At 70.8% G+C, this 17,114-nt stretch carries 18 protein-coding genes; 2 read left to right on the top strand and 16 right to left on the bottom strand.

Going from position 1 to position 17,114, the window contains the following annotated elements; all coding sequences use genetic code 11:
* The 4 genes from D7X96_RS29840 to D7X96_RS29825 form a co-directional block, all read right to left on the bottom strand.
* A complete protein-coding gene (locus tag D7X96_RS29840; protein WP_120551134.1) occupies window positions 1-618 on the bottom strand; it encodes an MOSC domain-containing protein in 618 nt (205 codons plus the stop codon).
* Window positions 619-654: 36 nt separating this feature from the next.
* Window positions 655-1,629, bottom strand: coding sequence for an MBL fold metallo-hydrolase (locus tag D7X96_RS29835; protein ID WP_120551133.1), 975 nt, complete (start codon window positions 1,627-1,629; stop codon window positions 655-657).
* Window positions 1,630-1,704: 75 nt separating this feature from the next.
* Window positions 1,705-2,628: a DMT family transporter gene (locus tag D7X96_RS29830; protein WP_233610119.1), complete on the bottom strand. Its 924-nt coding sequence runs from the start codon at window positions 2,626-2,628 to the stop codon at window positions 1,705-1,707.
* 89 nt (window positions 2,629-2,717) lie between these two features.
* Window positions 2,718-3,695, bottom strand: coding sequence for a GNAT family N-acetyltransferase (locus D7X96_RS29825; protein ID WP_121724691.1), 978 nt, complete (start codon window positions 3,693-3,695; stop codon window positions 2,718-2,720).
* Window positions 3,696-3,808: 113 nt separating this feature from the next.
* On the opposite strand from D7X96_RS29825, the gene D7X96_RS29820 reads away from it, so the two are divergent.
* Window positions 3,809-4,363, top strand: a complete 555-nt coding sequence (locus tag D7X96_RS29820) for a cytochrome c oxidase assembly factor Coa1 family protein (RefSeq protein WP_121724690.1) — start codon at window positions 3,809-3,811, stop codon at window positions 4,361-4,363.
* A gap of 68 nt (window positions 4,364-4,431) precedes the next feature.
* Here the strand turns inward: D7X96_RS29820 and D7X96_RS29815 are convergent, their stop codons facing one another.
* From D7X96_RS29815 to fsa, 4 genes are all read right to left on the bottom strand, one after another.
* Window positions 4,432-5,397 carry an electron transfer flavoprotein subunit alpha/FixB family protein gene (locus tag D7X96_RS29815; protein WP_120551130.1) on the bottom strand — a complete coding sequence of 322 codons (966 nt, stop codon included), beginning with the start codon at window positions 5,395-5,397 and terminating at the stop codon, window positions 4,432-4,434.
* A 44-nt stretch (window positions 5,398-5,441) separates the two neighbouring features.
* Window positions 5,442-6,239 (bottom strand): electron transfer flavoprotein subunit beta/FixA family protein, encoded by a 798-nt coding sequence (locus D7X96_RS29810; RefSeq protein WP_121771305.1) that lies wholly within the window; start codon window positions 6,237-6,239, stop codon window positions 5,442-5,444.
* Window positions 6,240-6,370: 131 nt separating this feature from the next.
* Entirely contained in the window at window positions 6,371-7,507 is a 1,137-nt protein-coding gene (locus D7X96_RS29805) for an acyl-CoA dehydrogenase family protein (RefSeq protein ID WP_120551128.1), read from the bottom strand.
* A 140-nt stretch (window positions 7,508-7,647) separates the two neighbouring features.
* Window positions 7,648-8,313 carry a fructose-6-phosphate aldolase gene (fsa, locus tag D7X96_RS29800; protein ID WP_120551127.1) on the bottom strand — a complete coding sequence of 222 codons (666 nt, stop codon included), beginning with the start codon at window positions 8,311-8,313 and terminating at the stop codon, window positions 7,648-7,650.
* A gap of 119 nt (window positions 8,314-8,432) precedes the next feature.
* Between fsa and D7X96_RS29795 the strand changes: the two genes are divergently transcribed.
* Window positions 8,433-9,500, top strand: coding sequence for a KpsF/GutQ family sugar-phosphate isomerase (locus D7X96_RS29795; RefSeq protein ID WP_121771304.1), 1,068 nt, complete (start codon window positions 8,433-8,435; stop codon window positions 9,498-9,500).
* Window positions 9,501-9,512: 12 nt separating this feature from the next.
* Here D7X96_RS29795 and D7X96_RS29790 read toward each other — a convergent pair whose 3' ends face one another.
* The 8 genes from D7X96_RS29790 to D7X96_RS29755 all read right to left on the bottom strand — a co-directional run.
* Window positions 9,513-10,880: a tetratricopeptide repeat protein gene (locus D7X96_RS29790; RefSeq protein WP_121771303.1), complete on the bottom strand. Its 1,368-nt coding sequence runs from the start codon at window positions 10,878-10,880 to the stop codon at window positions 9,513-9,515.
* A complete protein-coding gene (folK, locus tag D7X96_RS29785; protein WP_120551124.1) occupies window positions 10,877-11,416 on the bottom strand; it encodes a 2-amino-4-hydroxy-6-hydroxymethyldihydropteridine diphosphokinase in 540 nt (179 codons plus the stop codon). Before folK ends, D7X96_RS29790 begins: the two co-directional genes overlap by 4 nt.
* Window positions 11,413-12,180 carry a fumarylacetoacetate hydrolase family protein gene (locus D7X96_RS29780; protein ID WP_120551123.1) on the bottom strand — a complete coding sequence of 256 codons (768 nt, stop codon included), beginning with the start codon at window positions 12,178-12,180 and terminating at the stop codon, window positions 11,413-11,415. Before D7X96_RS29780 ends, folK begins: the two co-directional genes overlap by 4 nt.
* Entirely contained in the window at window positions 12,177-12,995 is an 819-nt protein-coding gene (gene dapB / locus D7X96_RS29775; RefSeq protein ID WP_120551122.1) for a 4-hydroxy-tetrahydrodipicolinate reductase, read from the bottom strand. Before dapB ends, D7X96_RS29780 begins: the two co-directional genes overlap by 4 nt.
* A gap of 22 nt (window positions 12,996-13,017) precedes the next feature.
* Window positions 13,018-13,905 carry a 4-hydroxy-tetrahydrodipicolinate synthase gene (dapA, locus tag D7X96_RS29770; RefSeq protein ID WP_120551121.1) on the bottom strand — a complete coding sequence of 296 codons (888 nt, stop codon included), beginning with the start codon at window positions 13,903-13,905 and terminating at the stop codon, window positions 13,018-13,020.
* A gap of 16 nt (window positions 13,906-13,921) precedes the next feature.
* Window positions 13,922-15,163 carry a diaminopimelate decarboxylase gene (lysA, locus tag D7X96_RS29765; protein WP_120551120.1) on the bottom strand — a complete coding sequence of 414 codons (1,242 nt, stop codon included), beginning with the start codon at window positions 15,161-15,163 and terminating at the stop codon, window positions 13,922-13,924.
* Window positions 15,160-15,375 carry a hypothetical protein gene (locus D7X96_RS29760; RefSeq protein ID WP_121725206.1) on the bottom strand — a complete coding sequence of 72 codons (216 nt, stop codon included), beginning with the start codon at window positions 15,373-15,375 and terminating at the stop codon, window positions 15,160-15,162. The genes lysA and D7X96_RS29760 overlap by 4 nt, the downstream gene beginning before the upstream one ends.
* A gap of 3 nt (window positions 15,376-15,378) precedes the next feature.
* Window positions 15,379-17,114, bottom strand: a 1,736-nt coding sequence (locus D7X96_RS29755; protein ID WP_121771302.1) for a TIGR04551 family protein, incomplete at its 5' end; no start/stop codon positions are given.

Genomic DNA, 17,114 nt, shown 5'->3' with positions numbered 1-17,114 from the left:
TCAGCCCACCGCCTCGGATTTGGACGGCGCGGAGGGCAGCGAGTACGTCACCGGCGGCGGCAGCATCACGCGCACCTCGTCCCCCGCGCGGATGAGGCCCGGGCGCTCCACCCAGCCCACCAGTCCGCGCTTCTGCCACGCGGCCTTCACGAAGCGGCCCGCCAGCCCCTTCATGTCCGGGTGGTGCGCCTCAATCACGCGGCCGGGCCCCACGCAGGGCTGGTTCTCCCCTTCCATCACCAGCGTGGCCTCCTCCGGGAAGAACAGCCGCGTCCCCGGCGGCAGGTGCGTGAGCCTGGGCACGCCCACGAGCTCCAGGTTCGCGCCCAGCCAGGACGCCAGCACGTGCGGCACGCCCAGCGTGCGCGCCACCTCCACCAGCTCCTCGCGCGACACGATGGAGAGCTGCCGGGTGTTGCGGATGAGCGTCCCCTTGGGGAACCAGGGCGCGCGCACGTCCGCCTTGCGCGTGAGGCCCGCGTGCCGGTCCCCCACGATGCCCGCGAAGTCCACCGTCACCTCCGGGACCTCCCGGGTGACGAAGCGCTTGGGTTCAGCGTCCGTGCACAGCAGCACGTTGGCCAGGTGTCCGGTCAGCGAGGGGGCAGGAGTGGGCATATCGGGCGCCCGTTCCAACACGCGGACGCGCCAAAATCAAAACAGCGTCATCTGCTGTGGCTTGCCCAGCGGGCGGGCGTCCGTGCCCGCGTCCCGCAGCGCCTGGGCCAGCTCCTCGGCGAAGCCGTGGCAGGTGATGACGTCCCGCGCGCCGGTGTCCTTCACGTAGCGCATGAGCGACGGGAAGTCCGCGTGGTCCGACAGCGGGAAGGCCACGTCCGCGCCGTAGCGCCGCGCGCCGCCCGGGTCCATGGCCCAGCCGGTGAGCACCGCCGTCGCCCGGGGCCAGTGCGGCGCCAGCGCCCCGCCGCGCGCCAGGTGCGGCGGGAAGAAGAGCACTTCACCGGGCTCCACGCGGCCGTCGTAGCGGCGCAGGTTCTCGATGGGGACGCCCAGCTCCGCGTACAGCTCCGCGACCTCGAAGATGGACGGATGGGCGACCAGCTGGAAGCCGCGCAGGGCCAGCTGCTTCATCGCCTCCTGGCTCTTGCCCAGCGGATAGCCCAGCAGCACCGGCGTCACGCCCCGGTTCAGCTGCGCGCGCAGCCACGTCTCCACCTGCCCCATCACCTCCGGGCGCGGCGGGAAGCGGTAGCGCGGGTGACCGAAGGTGGACTCGATGACCAGCGTGTCGCAGGTGGCCACCTCCGTGGCCTCCGCGGTGAGCGACGGCGCGGTGTTCAGGTCCCCCGTGTAGACGATGCGCTTGCCGTCCGCGCGGGTGACCCGCAGCTGCGCGCTGCCCAGGATGTGGCCCGCGGGCAGGAGCTCCAACAGCAGCGAGCCCAGCTCGAACGGGCGGCGGAAGGGCACGGACAGCGGGGCCGCCACCGGGCCCAGCCGGTGCGCCATGAAGCGCAGCGTGGCCTGGGTGGCGATGGTGCTCTCATGGCGGGCGATGTGGTCCGAGTGCCCATGACTGACGAAGGACAGCGGCGACTTGCGCTTCGCGTCCAGCGACAGGGGCGTGCCCGTCAGGTGCAGGCCGTTGCGTCTCAGCTCCACGCTCATGGGATGGGCGCTGTCTATAGCGCGGCCCGGCCGCTCGCGCCGCCCGCCGGGCATCCCACCGCAGGCGCCGCATGCTCAGGCAGCGGGCGTGCGGCCCCGTGCCCGCCATCCGTCCCACACCACCGTGCCCAGCTCCGACGCGAAGACGCCCACGACGATGAGCGCGCCGCCCAGCCACTCCTTCATGCCCAGCACCTCGCGGCCCACCGCGACGGAGTAGACGGAGGCGAACACCGGCTCCATGGCGAAGATGAGCGCCGCGCGCACCGCGCTCGTGCGCGCCTGGCCCCACGTCTGGACGAGGATGGCCACCGCGCTCGCGAGCACGCCGCACGTGAGCACCGCCACCACCAGCGGCTGGCTCCACTCCAGCTTGCGCTCCACGAAGGGCAGGCACAGCGCGGACAGCACCGCCACGCCCACCAGCTGCACCGCCACCAGGCCCAGCGCGTTGTCCTTCGACGCGAAGCGCTCCGTGAGCAGGATGTGCCCCGCGTACGCCAGCGCGCAGCCAATGGACAGCCAGTCCCCCAGGTGCAGCCCGCCGGTGTCCCCGGGCAGGGTCTCACCGCCGGTGGGCCGCGTCAGCCAGTACAAGCCCACCGCCGCCAGCACCACGCCCACGGAGGTGCCCCACCGGGGCAGGCGCCGCAGCAGCACCACGGACAACAGCGGAACGAAGAGGACGTTCAGCCCGGTGAGGAACGCCGCGCGCGACGGCGTGGTCGTCTGGAGCCCCACCGTCTGGAGCGCGAAGCACACGAAGAGCACCGTCGCCAGCAAGAGCCCCTTGGGCACGATGCCGGGCGCGAGCATCCGCCCGCGCGCGATGGCCGCCAGCACCGCCGCGCCCACGATGAAGCGCAAGGTGAGGAAGGTGAACGGATCCGCGAACGCGAGCGCGTCCTTCACCACCACGAACGTCAACCCCCAGAAGACGGTGAGGAGCAGCAGCGCCCCGTCCGCCTTCCACCGCGCACCCTCAGGCCCTTCAGACACCGGCTCCACCCTTCCCTGCCCACGCCATGAAGCAGGACGCCCTGCCCTTTGGCCCAGCCCCAACACGTGCGCAACCCCCAGGCCCGGCGTCAGCCCGGAAGTGGGCGCACCAGCACGACCAGCCGCTTGCTGCCCCCGGCCGCGTCCCACTGCTGGTTGGTGGCGTCCGTCAGCGCCTGGGGCGCCGGGCGGAACCCCAGGCCGGAGAAGGTGCGCAGGGAAGCGGTGTTGTCCTCGTCGATGTCCGCTTGGAGCCGGTCCGCGCCCTGCCGGGACATCTCCTCCACCAGGCACCGCACCAGGGCGGTGGCCACGCCCATGCGCCGCACCTTCGGGGACACCACCAGCGAGCGCACCCAGAAGCCGTCCAGCGCCAGCCCCTCCTGGTGGTAGTCATCCGCCCAGGCGAAGCCGAGCAGGTGCCCCTGCGCGTCGAAGGCGCCCGCCGCCGCCCCCACGCGCCGCTCCGGAGCCAGGCCCCAGCGGTCGCGCAATTGCCGGCGCAGGAAGGTGCCGGACACCACCAGCCGCTCGGTGGCGAAGGCGAGCAGCGCGTCCAGGTCGTCCGGGCGCACCAGCCGGATTTCCAGCGGGCCCACGAACTGGCGGCGGATGGGCTTCGTCCACCCGGAGAACAGGTCGCGCAGGTGGCGGAACACCGCCCGGGACCCGGGCTTCGTCCACACGCCGGACAGGGTGCGCTGCAGGAGGAACAGGGCCGGCCGGGTGGGCCGGGGCAGCCGCATCACCCAGCGCCCGCGCTTGAGCGCGATGATGCGCCCCACCAATTCCCCGCCCGCCACGGGCGTGCCACCCAGCAGCGACTCCGTCACCCAGGGCTGGGTGGAGAGCACCACCTGCGCGGCCAGCCTGGGCCCGTGCCGCACCAGCGCCACGTCCCCGCGCGCCAGCCGCTCCGGTCCGCAGCGCAAGAGCCGCACCGCGTCCCCGCTGCGCAACAGCGGGTAGAGACACCGCCCCATGCCGCGCACCCACAGCCGGTGGCCGAAGGGCAGCGCCGCAAGCAGGTCCGCGAGCTCGGCCGTCGAGACGCCACCAGAGGGCATGGCGCCCACTCTGTCATGAAGGCGCCCCCGAAACCCGCCCCGGGTGCAGGCCCTGCTTCCGCTTCGTCCGGAACCGGCTATGACACGGCCCCAGGTCCAGGCCAGGAGGGCCCATGCCGCCGCAGACGAGTCCCGAGGGTGACTACGCCCCCGTCCCCCGCCAGGGATGGTGGAACCGCAACTGGAAGTGGGCGGTGCCCGTGGGCTGCCTGGGGATGGTGGGCTCGTGCTTCTGCTTCGCGGCCATCGCCGTGGGCTGGGGCTACTCGTCCTTCAAGGACATGGGCGCGTACACGGACGCCATCACGGAGGCCCAGGAGGATCCGCACGTGCAGAAGGCGCTGGGCGGCACCTTCAAGGCGGGCTTCCCCAGCAACACGTCCGTGAGCAGCGTCAACGGCCGCACCCACGCGGAGTTCGTCGTCCCGCTGGATGGCCCCAAGGCGGACGGCACCCTGCACGCCGTGGCGGACAAGAACGGCGAGGCGTGGACCTTCCGCACCCTCTACGTCCAGGTGCAGGACGGACAGCGCATCGACCTGCTCGACACGGAGGACACGCCCTCCGAAGGAGTCCCGGACGAGGAGGTGCCCCACGAGCTGGAGCCCGAGCCCTCCGAGCCGCCCGCCCAGAAGAAGCCCGGCGGCGACCACGACATCGAGCTGTAGACGTGACGAAGGGCGCGCCCCGGAAGAATCCGGTGACGCGCCCCTCGGGTACGACGGTCAGAAGCGGACTACTTCAGCTTCTGGATGCCCTCGCGCAGGGCGGGCAGGACCTTGAAGAGGTCGTCCACGAGGCCGTAGTCGGCCACCTGGAAGATGGGCGCCTCCGGATCCTTGTTGATGGCGACGATGGTCTTCGAGGACTTCATGCCGGCCAGGTGCTGGATGGCGCCGCTGATGCCCGCGGCGATGTACAGCTTGGGCGCGACGACCTTGCCCGTCTGACCGACCTGCAGGTCGTTGGGAACCCAACCCGCGTCGCACACCGCGCGGGACGCGCCCACCGCGGCGCCCAGCAGGTCCGCCAGCGCTTCCACTTCCTTGAAGTCACCCTTGGTGCCGCGGCCACCGGAGACCACCACGCTGGCCTCGGTGAGCTCCGGACGGGCGCTCTTCACCTCGTTGAAGGACACGAACTTCGTCTTGGAGGCCTCCAGCTTCGGCTGGAAGGACTTCACCTCCGCGGACCCGCCCGCGCCTTCCGCCGCGCTGAACTCCGTGGCGCGGATGCTGATGACCTGCACCGGCGTGGACAGCTTCACCTCGGCGAACACGTTGCCGGCCCACATGGGGCGGGTGAAGGTGATGTCCGCGCCACTGCCGTTGATGGCGGTGATGTCGGTGGCCATGGCGGCCTTCAGCCGGGCGGCGACGCGCGGCAGCAGGTCCTTGCCCTGCGCCGTGGAGGCCGCGCCCACGAAGGTGGCCTTCAGCTCCTGCGCCAGGCCCGCGATGACGGGGGCGTAGACCTCCGCTAGATAGTGCTCGAACTCGGGAGCGGCGGCGGTGTGGATGGCCTTGGCGCCGGAGCCCTTGAGCTCCTCCGCCAGCTTGGACGGGTCCTTGGAAAGAAGGACGAGGTGCAGCTCGGCGCCGGCCTTGTCGGCCAGCTGCTTGCCTGCGGCGATGGCGTTCAGGGAGGCCTTGCGCAGGTTCCCGTCCGGCTGCTGCTCGGCGACGATGAGGACGATGGACATGGTGTGTCTGTCTCCGGAATCGTTGGAAGGGTTGGCAGCGGCGGTCAGACGACCTTCGCCTCGTTGTGGAGCTTCTCCACCAGGGTGGCCACGTCCGGCACCTTGATGCCCGCCTTGCGCGGCGGAGGCGACGCCAGCTTCAGCACCTGGATCTTCGGGGCCACGTCCACGCCCAGGCCCGCCGGGGTCAGCTCCTCGATGGGCTTGCTCTTCGCCTTCATGATGCCCGGGAGGCTGGCGTAGCGCGGCTGGTTCAGGCGCAGGTCCGTGGTGACGATGGCGGGCAGCTGGACCTCCAGGGTCGCCAGCCCGTTGTCCACTTCACGCACCACCTGGACGCTCTTCTTGTCCGCGGACAGCACCACCGCCGGGACCTTGTTCTTCTCCTGGTCGCTCTCCAGCGACTCCACCTTGGAGGCGAACGTGGCCTGGCCCCAGCCCAGGAACTCCGCCAGGTACTGGCCCACCTGGTTCTGGTCGTCGTCGATGGACTGCTTGCCCAGCAGGACGATGTCCGGCTTCTCCTTCTCCGCGACCTTCTGGAGCAGCTCCGCGATGCCCAGCTGATCCAGCGGGCCCGTGTGGTTCACCCAGATGGCGCGGTTGGCGCCCATGGCCAGCGCGTGGCGCAGCTGCTCCTGCACCTCCTTGCCGCCGATGGAGACCACCACCACCTCGCCGGTGTGCTTCGCCGCGAGGCGCAGGCCCTCTTCCACGCCGATTTCATCGAAGGGGTTGATCTTGTACTTCAACCCCTCCTTCACGATGTCCGAGCCGTCCGGCTTCACCTTGATCTTCGACTCGGGATCTTCCACGCGCTTGGCGGTGACAAGAATCTTCACGGCGGGCTTCTCCTCAGTGGGGAGGTTTGGAAATCAGGGCGCTTGACGCGTCGCGCATCAGGGCCGGAGTAATAGACATCCGCACACGGCGGCGGCAACGGGAAAGCCCCGCCGGGCACAGTTTTGCTTTTCTACCTGAACAGTTCCTTCGCGATGACCAGGCGCTGCACCTGGCTCGTGCCCTCGTAGACCTGGATGAGCTTGGCGTCGCGCATCAGCTTCTCCACGGGGTATTCCTTCATGTAGCCGTAGCCGCCGAACACCTGCACGGCGTCCGTGGCGACCTTCATGGCCATGTCCGCGGCGAAGCACTTCGCATAGCTGGACTGGAGGGTGTTGCGCTGTCCTTCGTCCAGCACCTGCGCGCTCTCGTAGGTGAGCAGGCGCGCGGCGTGGGTGTTCATGGCCATCTCCGCCAGCATGAACTGGACGGCCTGGTGCTCGCGGATGGGCTTGCCCATCGTGTGGCGCTGCGCCGAGTACTCCAGCGAGTGCTCCAGCGCCGCGCGGGCGATGCCAATGGAGATGCTCGCCGTCAGCGGGCGGCTGTTGTCCAGCGTGGCCATGGCGATCTTGAAGCCCTCGCCCTCCTCGCCGATGCGGTTGGCGACGGGGACGCGCACCTCGTCGAACGTGACGGTGGTGGTGTTGCTGGCGCGCTGGCCCATCTTGTTCTCGTGCTTGCCGGTGGTGAGCCCCTGCGGACGGCCCTCCACGACGAAGCAGGTGATGCCCTTGTGCTTCTTGCCCTTGTCCAGCGTGGCGAACACGGTGAACTGGTCCGCGTAGCCGGCGTTGGTGATGAAGCACTTGCTGCCGTTGAGGACGTACTCGTCACCCTCGCGGCGCGCGGTGGTGCCCATGGCCGCCACGTCGGAGCCCGCGGAGGGCTCCGTGAGGCAGAAGCAGCTGAGCTTGAGCTTCTCCCCGAAGGGGGCCAGCAGGCGCTTCTTCTGGTCGTCCGTGCCGTGGAGGATGATGGGCAGGTTGGCCAGGTCGTTGGCGATGAGGGACGTGGCCACGCCCGCGCAGCCCCACGCCAGCTCCTCGCACACGATGACCTGCTCCAGGTGCGTCAGGCCCACGCCGTTGTACTCGGACGGGATGGCCATGTTCAGCAGGCCCAGCTCGAAGGCCGCGGAGATGAGGTCCTTGGGGAAGTCGGAGGTCTCGTCGTAGTGCGGGGCCTTGGGGCGCACCACGTCACGGGCGTACTTGCGCGCGGCATCCTGCAAGGCGCGCTGGTTTTCGCTGAGCTGGAAGTCCATGGGCGGGGCTCCGGAAGGGTTGATTCAAATATCAATCCGCTCCTCCTGCCATACCGCTCCCGCCGTCCTGGCGCCAGCCCCCGCGAGGGCCCCCCCGTCGTTCCAGGCACACCGGAACGGCGAGGGGAGCAGCCGGGCGGTTACTTCCCGGCGGGCTTGCCCTGCTTGGGGACCTTCTCCCAGTCCTGGAGGAACTTCTTGATGCCCGCGTCGGTCAGCGGGTGGTTGGCCAGCTGGGTGATGACGTTGAAGGGCAGCGTGGCGACGTCCGCGCCCAGGCGCGCGGCCTGGAGGACGTGGACGGGGTTGCGCACGCTGGCCACCAGCACCTGCGTGGTGAAGTCGTAGTTCTGGTAGATCTCCAGGATGTGGGCGATGAGCTCCATGCCGTCCTGGGAGATGTCATCCAGCCGGCCCACGAAGGGCGACACGTACGTGGCGCCGGCCTTGGCGCACAGCAGGGCCTGGTTGGCGGAGAAGCAGAGGGTGACGTTGGTGCGGATGCCCTCGGCGGTGAGCGCCTTGACGGCCTTCATGCCCTCCACGCCCATGGGGATCTTCACGACGACGTTGTCGTGGATCTTCGCCAGCTCCTTGCCTTCCTTGATGAGGTCCGGGGCCTCCAGCGAGACGCACTCGGCGCTGATGGGACCGTCCACGATGGAGCAGATCTCGCGGATGGTCTCGTCCAGCCCGCGGCCGACCTTGGCCAGCAGTGACGGGTTGGTGGTGACGCCGTCCACGCAGCCCATCTCGTGGGCCTTGCGGATTTCGCCGACGTCCGCGCTGTCGATGAAGAACTTCATGCCGTCCCCTTGGGTTTTTCCGGCCACGGGCGGCCGGGCGGGCAGGCCGTAGCCCAGGCCCCCCCATGCGTCAAGGATGGCCGCCCATGCGGAGGCTGGAGTAGAGGTAGCGCCCAGCCATGGCCCGCGCTCCCCGCTCCACCGCCAAGAAGCAGCCCCGCCTGCGCGCCCTCCCCGGCCGCGCGTCCACCCCCGCCCCCGTTCGCCGCGACGCCGACGACGAGGCCGCGCTCACCTACGCGCGCGGCGTGCTGGAGGCGGAGGCCCGAGCGATTCTCGGCGTCACGGACCGGCTGGGGGACGCGTTCCTGCGCGCGCTGAAGCTCGTGCGCGACTGCCCGGGCCAGGTGGTGGTGACGGGCATGGGGAAGGCGGGCCACATCGGCCAGAAGCTGTCCTCCACGCTGGCGTCCACCGGCATCCGCTCCGTGTTCCTCCACCCCGCGGAGGCCGTGCACGGCGACCTGGGCCGCGTGGGCCCAGGCGACGTCATCCTCGCGCTGTCCAACAGCGGCAGCACGGAGGAGCTGCTCCGCCTGTTGCCCCTCTTCAAGCGCATGGGCACGCCGGTGGTGGCGCTCACCGGGGACGCGGACAGCCCGCTCGCGAAGGGCGCGGAGGTGGTGCTGGACATCGGCCGCATCGAGGAGGCCTGCCCCATGGGCCTGGTCCCCACCGCGTCCACCGCCGCGCTGCACGCCGTGGGCGACGCGCTGGCCATGACGCTCCTGCGAAGCCGCCCCTTCGGGCGGGACGACTACGCGCTGTTGCACCCGGGCGGGAAGCTGGGGCGCTCCGTGCTGCGCGTCTTCGAGTTGATGCGCACGGGGCCCGCGAACCCGCTGGTGCTGGACACCGCGAGGCTGTCCCTGGCGGTGGTGGTGATGACCAACACGCCGGGCCGGCCGGGCGCCGCGTGCGTGGTGGACCGCGACGGGAAGCTGGAGGGCATCTTCACGGACGGGGACCTGCGCCGTCTGGTGGAGAGGGGCCACACCGACTTCGAGGTGCCGGTGCGCGAGGTGATGGGCAAGCGCCCGCGCTGCATCACCCCGGACACGCTGGTGCTCACCGCCGCCGCGCAGATGCGCGAGCTGAAGGTGGACCAGCTGCCCGTGGTGGACGTCGAGGGCCGGGCGGTGGGCCTGCTCGACGTCCAGGACCTGCTGGCGGCGAAGTTCGTGTAGCGGCTCCGTGCGCTACTGGGACAGCTTCGCCTGGAGCGCGGCCTTGTTCGGGTAGTTGGGCACGTCCTGGGCCAGCTTCTCCCAGAGGGCCTTGGCGCCCTTGGCGTCGCCCTTGGCGAGCAGCGTGTCGCCCAACTTCTCCACCGCGCCCGCGTCCGACTGGAGCGCCACGCTCCACACGCGCGCGCCCATGGGGCGGCCCAGGCCGACCAGCGCCCAGGCCATGCCCGCCTTGGCGCGGCCGTTCTCCGGCTGGAAGGGCACCACGCGGGTGTAGTTGGCCAGGGCCTCCTGGAAGCGTCCGCGCGCCAGGTGCTCCTCGCCCTCCTCCACCAGCCTGGTGAGGCCCGCCTCCAGCTCCGGCGTGCGCTCGGTGTTCTTCACCGCGTCCACCATCTCCGGCGTCAGCGGGCGCGGCGCGTCCGGCGGCATCGCGGCGGCCTGCGCGGGGGACTGGGACAGGCGCACCTTGCGGTCTTCGGCGCGAGACGCGAGCCACTTCTTGCGGCCGCCCGCCTTCACCGTCTCCTCGATGCGCACGCTCAGCTCGCGGGCCATCGCCGCGCGCTGGGAACCCGGGTGCGACGTCACCAGCGCGTCGAAGCCCTCGCGCGCCGTCTTCAGGGCCTGGAGGTCCTCGCCCTTCATCTCGAAGAGCAGCGACGAGTGGGCATAGAGCGCCTCCTCGTGACGGGGCTCCACCTCCAGCACTCGCGCGTACGCCTTCAGCGCGCTGACGCTGTCACCGCCCAGGTACAGCGCGTTGCCGCGCAGCACGTCCACGTCCAGCGCGGGGACCAGCGCCGCGAGCGCGCACGCGGCGGCGCCCGCGGTGTCCCCGGACTTCGCGCGGGCCTGCGCCACGGCCTCCATCGCGTCCAGCGGCTGGCCCGGCGTGAAGCCGCAGTTCGCGGCCTCCGCGGTGGGCACGGCGGCCTTGCCCAGCTTCTTCCGGGACGCGAGGAACAGCGAGCGCACGCCGTCCGCCTTGGCCTGCGCCTGGCCCAGGAAGGACAGCGCGTCCGCGTTGCGGCCGTTCATGTAATAGAGCCGGCCCAGCGACGAGGCGATCTCGAAGGTCTTCTCCCGCTCGCGCAGTCCTTCCGACAAGTCGAGCTGCTTCATCAGCTCCTCGGCGGAGGGCGGCAGCTTGTTGGTGTCCACCGTGGGGTGGCCCGACGGCAGCGGCGTGCCCGGCGCCACGGGGGAGCCCGCGGGCATCGTCGGGTGGCCGGGGGGCAGCGCGCCGGTGGAGGCATTGGAGCCCGTTCCGGTAGGCGACGCCTGGGTGCCGGGCGGAATCGTGGGGTGGCCGGGAGGCAGGGAGGTGGGCTCGGCCGCGAGCAGCGCGGTCGTGGCCAGGACGAGGGACAGGCTCATAGTTCGTGGACGGGGAAACGGGCGCCCATGTCGGGCCAGAAGAGGGCCTCGCGCTTGCGGACGTCCTGGGGGGCGAGCTTCGTCAGCAACTCCTGCACCGTCACGCCCAGCACCGGGTGGCGGACGTGGGGAGCCAGCTCCGACAGGGGCTCCAGCGCGAAGCGGCGCTTGTGCAGTTCGAGGTGGGGCACCTGGAGGTTCGCGTCCGCGACGACGCAGTGGTCCTCCTCGTCCCACAGGAGGATGTCCAGGTCGATGGTGCGCGGGCCCCAGCGCTGCGTGCGGCGGCGGCCCAGGTCCTGTTCAATCCGCTGGAGGATGCACAGCAGGCGCTGCGGCGTCAGGTCGCACTCCAGCGCCACCACGGCGTTGAGGAAGCGCGGCTGCGCGGGCCCCACCGGGGCCGAATCATAGAGGGAGGAACAACCCAGCACCGACACCGCGTCGATGCACGACATCGCGGCAAGGGCGGCCACGAGGTGAGACTCGCGGTCGCCCTCATTGGAACCCAGTCCTACATAGACGGTAGCGCTCAAGGCTCCATCTCAACCGGGTTCACCAGGGTTCCGATTCCCTCCAGCTCCACCTCCACCGTGTCCCCGGCCTTCAGCGCGCCCACGCCGGACGGAGTGCCCGTGCTCACCAGGTCGCCGGGCAGCAGGGTCATGATGTGGGAGATGAAGGAGACCAGGCGGGCGGGGCTGAACACCATGTCGGACGTGCGGCCATCCTGGCGCACCTGTCCGTTCACCCGGCACACCACCCGCAGGTCCGCGGGGGACAGGCCCGTCACGGCCCAGGGGCCCGCGCACGCGAAGGTGTCGTAGCCCTTGGCGCGGGTGTGCTGGATTTCCTTCCGCTGGATGTCGCGCGCGGTGACGTCGTTGAAGGCGGTGAGCCCCCAGATGGCGCGCGCGGCGGTGGCCTCGTCCGCGTTCTTCAGCCGCTCGCCAATCACCAGCGCCAGCTCCGCTTCGTAGTGCACCTCCTGGCTCGCCTTGGGGAGGCGGATGGGAGAGCCCGGGCCGTTGAGCGCGGTGGAGGGCTTGGTGAAGATGAGCGGTTCGGTGGGGATGGGCTTGCCCATCTCCTCCGCGTGCTTGCGGTAGTTCTGGCCGATGCAGACGACCTTGGACGCGTCCGACGGCGTGAGCAGCGTGAGCCCCTGGAGCGAGCGGCGCAGGCCGGTCTCCTTGCCGCCGGCCCACGGCGCGGCGGTGAGCACCACCACCTCGTTGCCGTCGACGCGGCCATGGCTGGCACGGCCCTCGACCTGGAAGCGGCAGTAACGGGCGGTCATGTCTTCCCCTGGAGGCCGAGCACGTCGGCCATGTCATAGAGTCCCGGCGCGCGGCCCGCCACCCAGCGCGCGGCCCTCAGCGCCCCTGTCGCGAACTGATCACGGTTCGTCGCGCGGTGGGTGAGCTCGATGCGCTCGCCCTCGCCAAAGAAGTACACCGTGTGCTCGCCGACGACGTCCCCGCCGCGCAGCGCCTGCACGCCAATCTCACCCGGCGGCCGGGCGCCCGTCTGCCCCTCGCGCGCGAAGGTGAGGTCGTCCTTCGAGCGGCCCAGCGCGTCCACCAGCACCTCCGCCAGCTTGAGCGCGGTGCCGCTGGGCGCGTCCTTCTTCATGCGGTGGTGCGCCTCCAGCACCTCCACGTCGAACGACGGCCCCAGCACGCGCGCCAGCTCCGCGGCCATGCGGATGACCAGGTTCACGCCCACGGACATGTTGGGCGCCGCGACGATGGGGATCCGCTTCGCGTGCTCCGCCAGCCGAGCGCGGCCCTCTGGCGTGAAGCCCGTGGTGCCCACCACCAGCGCCACGCCGCGCCCGGCGCAGACCTTCGCGTGGTGCAGCGTGGCCTCCGGCCCGGTGAAGTCCACGACGACGTCCGCCTTCGCGCCGTCCAGCGCGCGGCCCAGGTCGTCCTGCGCCAGCACGTCCAGCGGCGTGCCCAGCCGGGCCACGAGCCCAGCGTCCTGGCCCGACAGCGGGCTGCCCGGGCGCACCGTGGCCCCCACCACCGCAAGGTCGCTGGCGGCCTTCGCCAGGCGCACCAGCGTGCTGCCCATGCGGCCGGAGATGCCGGTGATGACGGTGCGGGTCATGGCGCGTGTTCCCTTCCCTTCTTCAGCCCTTCAACAGGCCCAGGCCGGACAGCTCGGCCTTCAGCTTCGCGGCGTTCGCCTCGCCCATCTGCACGAGCGGCAGCCGGATTTCAGGGCCGAACATGCCCATCAGGTGCAGCGCCCACTTCACGGGGATGGGGTTGGACTCCACGAAGAGCAGCCGGTGCAGCGCGTTCATCCGCACCTGGAGGCCGCGCGCCTTCGCGAGGTCGTTGCTCCGCGCCGCCGCCACCAGGTCCGCCATCATGCGGGGCGCGACGTTGGAGGACACGGAGATGACGCCCTTGCCGCCGCACGCGATGAAGGGCAGCACCGTGAAGTCGTCACCGGACAAAAGCGTCATCCGGTCGCCGCACTTCTCCACCAGGTCCACCGCGCGGATGAGGTTGGCCGTGGCCTCCTTCAGCGCCACGACCTCCGGGATGTCACACAGCTGGAGCACCGTCTCCGGCAGCAGGTCCACGCCCGTGCGGCCCGGCACGTTGTAGGCGATGAGCGGGAAGCCGGGGTGCGCCTTCGCGATGGCGCGGTAGTGCTCCACCAGGCCCGCCTGCGTGGGCTTGTTGTAGTAGGGCGTGACGATGAGCGCGCCGTCGGCGCCCACCTCGCGCGCGCGGCGCACGGACTCAATGGTTTCGCGCGTGCTGTTGCTGCCCGCGCCCGCCACCACCGGCACGCGGCCCTTCACCTCGTCCACGACGACGGCGATGGCGCGCGCGCGCTCATCCGCGTCCATGGTGACCGCTTCGCCGGTGGTGCCCATGGGCAGGAGGACGTTCGTGCCGCCCTCCAGCTGGTAGCGGACCAGGGCGCGGAAGGCCCCCTCGTCCAGCGCACCGTTGAGAAACGGGGTGGCCAGCGCCGTCATGGAGCCTTCGAAGGTCTTCATGCCGGCGCTTATACGTTCAGGCCCGCTCGCCGCGCCAGAGGTCCTCGACGCGCTCGCGCTCACGCACGACACGCCAGGCCGCTCCGTCCACCAGCACCTCCGCCGGCCGAGGCCGCGAGTTGTAGGTGGAAGCCATGCTCATCCCGTAAGCCCCGGCGCTCATGAAGGCGTACAGGTCGTCCTGGCGGGGCAGCACCAGGGGACGCGAGCGCGCGAGCACGTCGGTGGATTCGCACACCGGCCCCACGACATCCACCTCCACGTCCCGGCCGCGGCGCTTCACCACCGGCCGCAGGTCGTGGTGCGCCTCGTAGAGGGCCGGACGCATCAGGTCGTTCATGCCCGCGTCCACCACCACGAAGGTGCGCGCCTGGGTGGGCTTGCGGTACAGCACGCGCGTGAGCAGCACGCCCGCGTTGCCCACCAGCGCCCGCCCCGGCTCCAGGAGCAGCGTGGCCCCGGTGGCCTCCGTCGCGTTCAGCACCGTGCGCGCGTACTCCTGGGGGCTGGGCGGCGTCTCGTCCGAATAGGTGATGCCCAGCCCGCCGCCCACGTCCAGGTACTCCAGCGCGTGGCCCTGGGTGTTGAGCGTGGAGTAGAGGTCCGCCACCTTGGTGATGGCGGCCTTCATGGGGGCGGTGCGCGTGAGCTGCGAGCCGATGTGGCAGTCCAGCCCCAGCGCCTTGAGCCCCTTCATCTTCTTCGCCTTCGCGTAGAGGGCGACGGCCTCCTCGAAGGGCACACCGAACTTGGACGTCTTCAGGCCGGTGGAGATGTAGCGGTGCGTGCGCGCGTCCACGTCCGGGTTCACGCGCAGGGCGAACGGCGCGCGCTTGCCCAGCTTGCGCCCCACGGCATCCAGCGCGTCCAGCTCCTCGGCGCTCTCCACGTTGAAGAGCAGGAGGCCCTGCGACAGCGCCTGGGCCATCTCGTCCGGCGTCTTGCCCACGCCCGCGAACACCGTCTTGCCAGGTTCGCCGCCGGCCTGCTTCACGCGCGCCAGCTCGCCGCCGGACACGATGTCGAAGCCGCTGCCCTGCTTCGCGAAGAGGCCCAGGATGGCCAGGTTGGAGTTGGCCTTCACCGAGTAGCAGATGAGGTGCTTCTGGCCCTGGAACGCCTCCGTCACCGCCTGGAAGCGCTCCGTGAGCGCGGCGGTGGAGTAGACGTACGTGGGCGTGCCCACCGCGTCCGCGATGGCGGGCAGGGGCACGGCTTCCGCGTGCAGCACGCCCTTCTTGTGGCTGAAGGGGCTCACTCCGGCAGCCCTGCGTCCGCGGCGGACGGCGGCACCGTGGGGCCGGAGGGCTCAATGGGCCCGCGAGGCGGCTGCTGCGCGGGCACCGTCTGCGGCGTGGGCGCGGGCAGCGGCGCGGGCCGGGGCGCGCGGGGGTTGCCCTTGATGCCGCACGCCACCAGCGCGAGCGTCAGGCTGGTGGCGGCGCACAGCCGCAAGAAGGTGGAGCGCATGGGCTAGAACCGGATGGCCAGCGTGCCGCGGATGGCGTGCGCGGTGCTCGTCTCCTGGCCCGGGATTCCGATGTCCTTCAAGCCGTCCAGGGGGAAGAGGATGCCGTAGTCGATGCCCGCCACGAAGCCGTCCTCCGTGATGTAGCGCGCGCCGATGTCCGCCTCCAGGCCCAGGCTCTTGCTCAGGTAGGACGGCGTGGACTCCGCGTAGAACGCCTGCGAGTAGATGACGCTGCCGAAGACGTCGAAGCCCTCCGCGATGGAGTACTTGAGGCCCGGCTTCACGTAGAACGCGTCCGTCACGCCGTTGAGGATGGACCGCCACAGGATGAGGTCCACGCGGTAGTCGCGGTTGAAGCGGAAGTTGCGGATGGCGTTGTCGCTGCAGCCGCCGGTGTCGCAGCGGTACTGACGGCCCTCCACGTCGCCCGGCGCGGTGTTGCCGTCCGAGCCCGTGCCCTGGCGGCCCGGGTAGTTGCCGAAGCCCGGCGCCTTGTCACCGGACGCGAAGCCCAGCTCGATGCCCAGGTGCAGCTTCTGCGGGATGACGTGGAACTCCGTCTGGAGCACGCCGCCGAACTGCGCCACGCGCAGCGACTGGGTGGTGGGCTCGCTGGCCGTGAGCGCGCGCCCGTCGATGGTGCCCAGCTGCGCGGCGAACTCCGCCTCGATGCGGAACTGCTTCTCCTCGTACTTGAACCACAGGTCCGGGATGTAGAGCGTTCCGCCGCGCGGGACGAACGCCGGCGCGGTGGTGGTGACGGGGATGGAGGGGTTGGCGTCCTGGAAGGGGACGCCCGTCTCCGTCGTGGTCGCGTAGCGCTGCGTGCGGTACGTGAAGTACAGGCCGTAGTTGAGGACGCCCTGGTTGTTGTCCAGCTTGGCCTTCTGCTGCTGGTCGGTGTCGCGCCGCGCGATGGCCAGCACCAGGCTGTGCGCGTCGTCGGACTGGGTGAGGTCCACCGGCTCGCCCAGCGCGTTGGCCTTCTCCGTGCTCAACCCTTCCGAGTTGAAGTCCAGCATGGGCGTCACGTACCAGCCGGCGAACGGCTCCGTGACGAACTGGATGCGGTCCACGGTGTCGCCGTAGTCGCAGTCCAGGCAGTTGCCGTCGTTGCGCAGCATGCCCAGGCCCCAGTGGCTGCCCATGCGGCCGAAGCGCAGGATGCCCACCGGCGTCGTCACCTCACCGTACGCGCGCCGCACGATGACGGAGTCCTTGAACGCGTTGACGGCGGAGTTGGACGGGGACTGGTTCTCCGAGAAGAGCGTGAAGTTGTTGCGCCCATCCCCGCTGTAGGCGCTGTCCGGGTTGGAGCCCAGGAGGACGTTGTCCAGCGCGTCCACCTGCGCCTTGATGCGCACGTCCTCGCTGACGTTGAAGGACGGCTCCAGGCGGAAGCGCATGTTGGCGCCGGCCTGGGTCTGCTCCGCGGCGGAGCGCGGCGAGCGCGTCCACAGCTGGCGGCCCAGGGGCGTGCCGGAGGGCAGCGCGGGCTTCCCCAGGTCGAACTTGTAGAAGAGCGTGGGGCGCACGCGCAGGTAGCCGTCGAGCGTGAACAGCTCCAGCTTGCGCTTCTCCTCCGTCCACTCCTCCTGCCAGTCGTTGTTGGCCACGGCCTGGGTGGCGGTCTGGGCGCGGATGTCCTCGCGCAGCTCCTGCCGCGTGGCCTCCAGGCGCTGCTCCAGCTCCTCGCGGCTGACGCTGCCTTCGGAGGTGGGGGCGGCGGGAGCGGGGG

The sequence above is a fragment of the Corallococcus interemptor genome, assembly GCF_003668875.1.
Classification (GTDB): domain Bacteria; phylum Myxococcota; class Myxococcia; order Myxococcales; family Myxococcaceae; genus Corallococcus; species Corallococcus interemptor.
The sequence above is the reverse complement of the archived record's forward strand: the minus strand, read 5'-3'. Positions and strand labels throughout refer to the sequence as shown.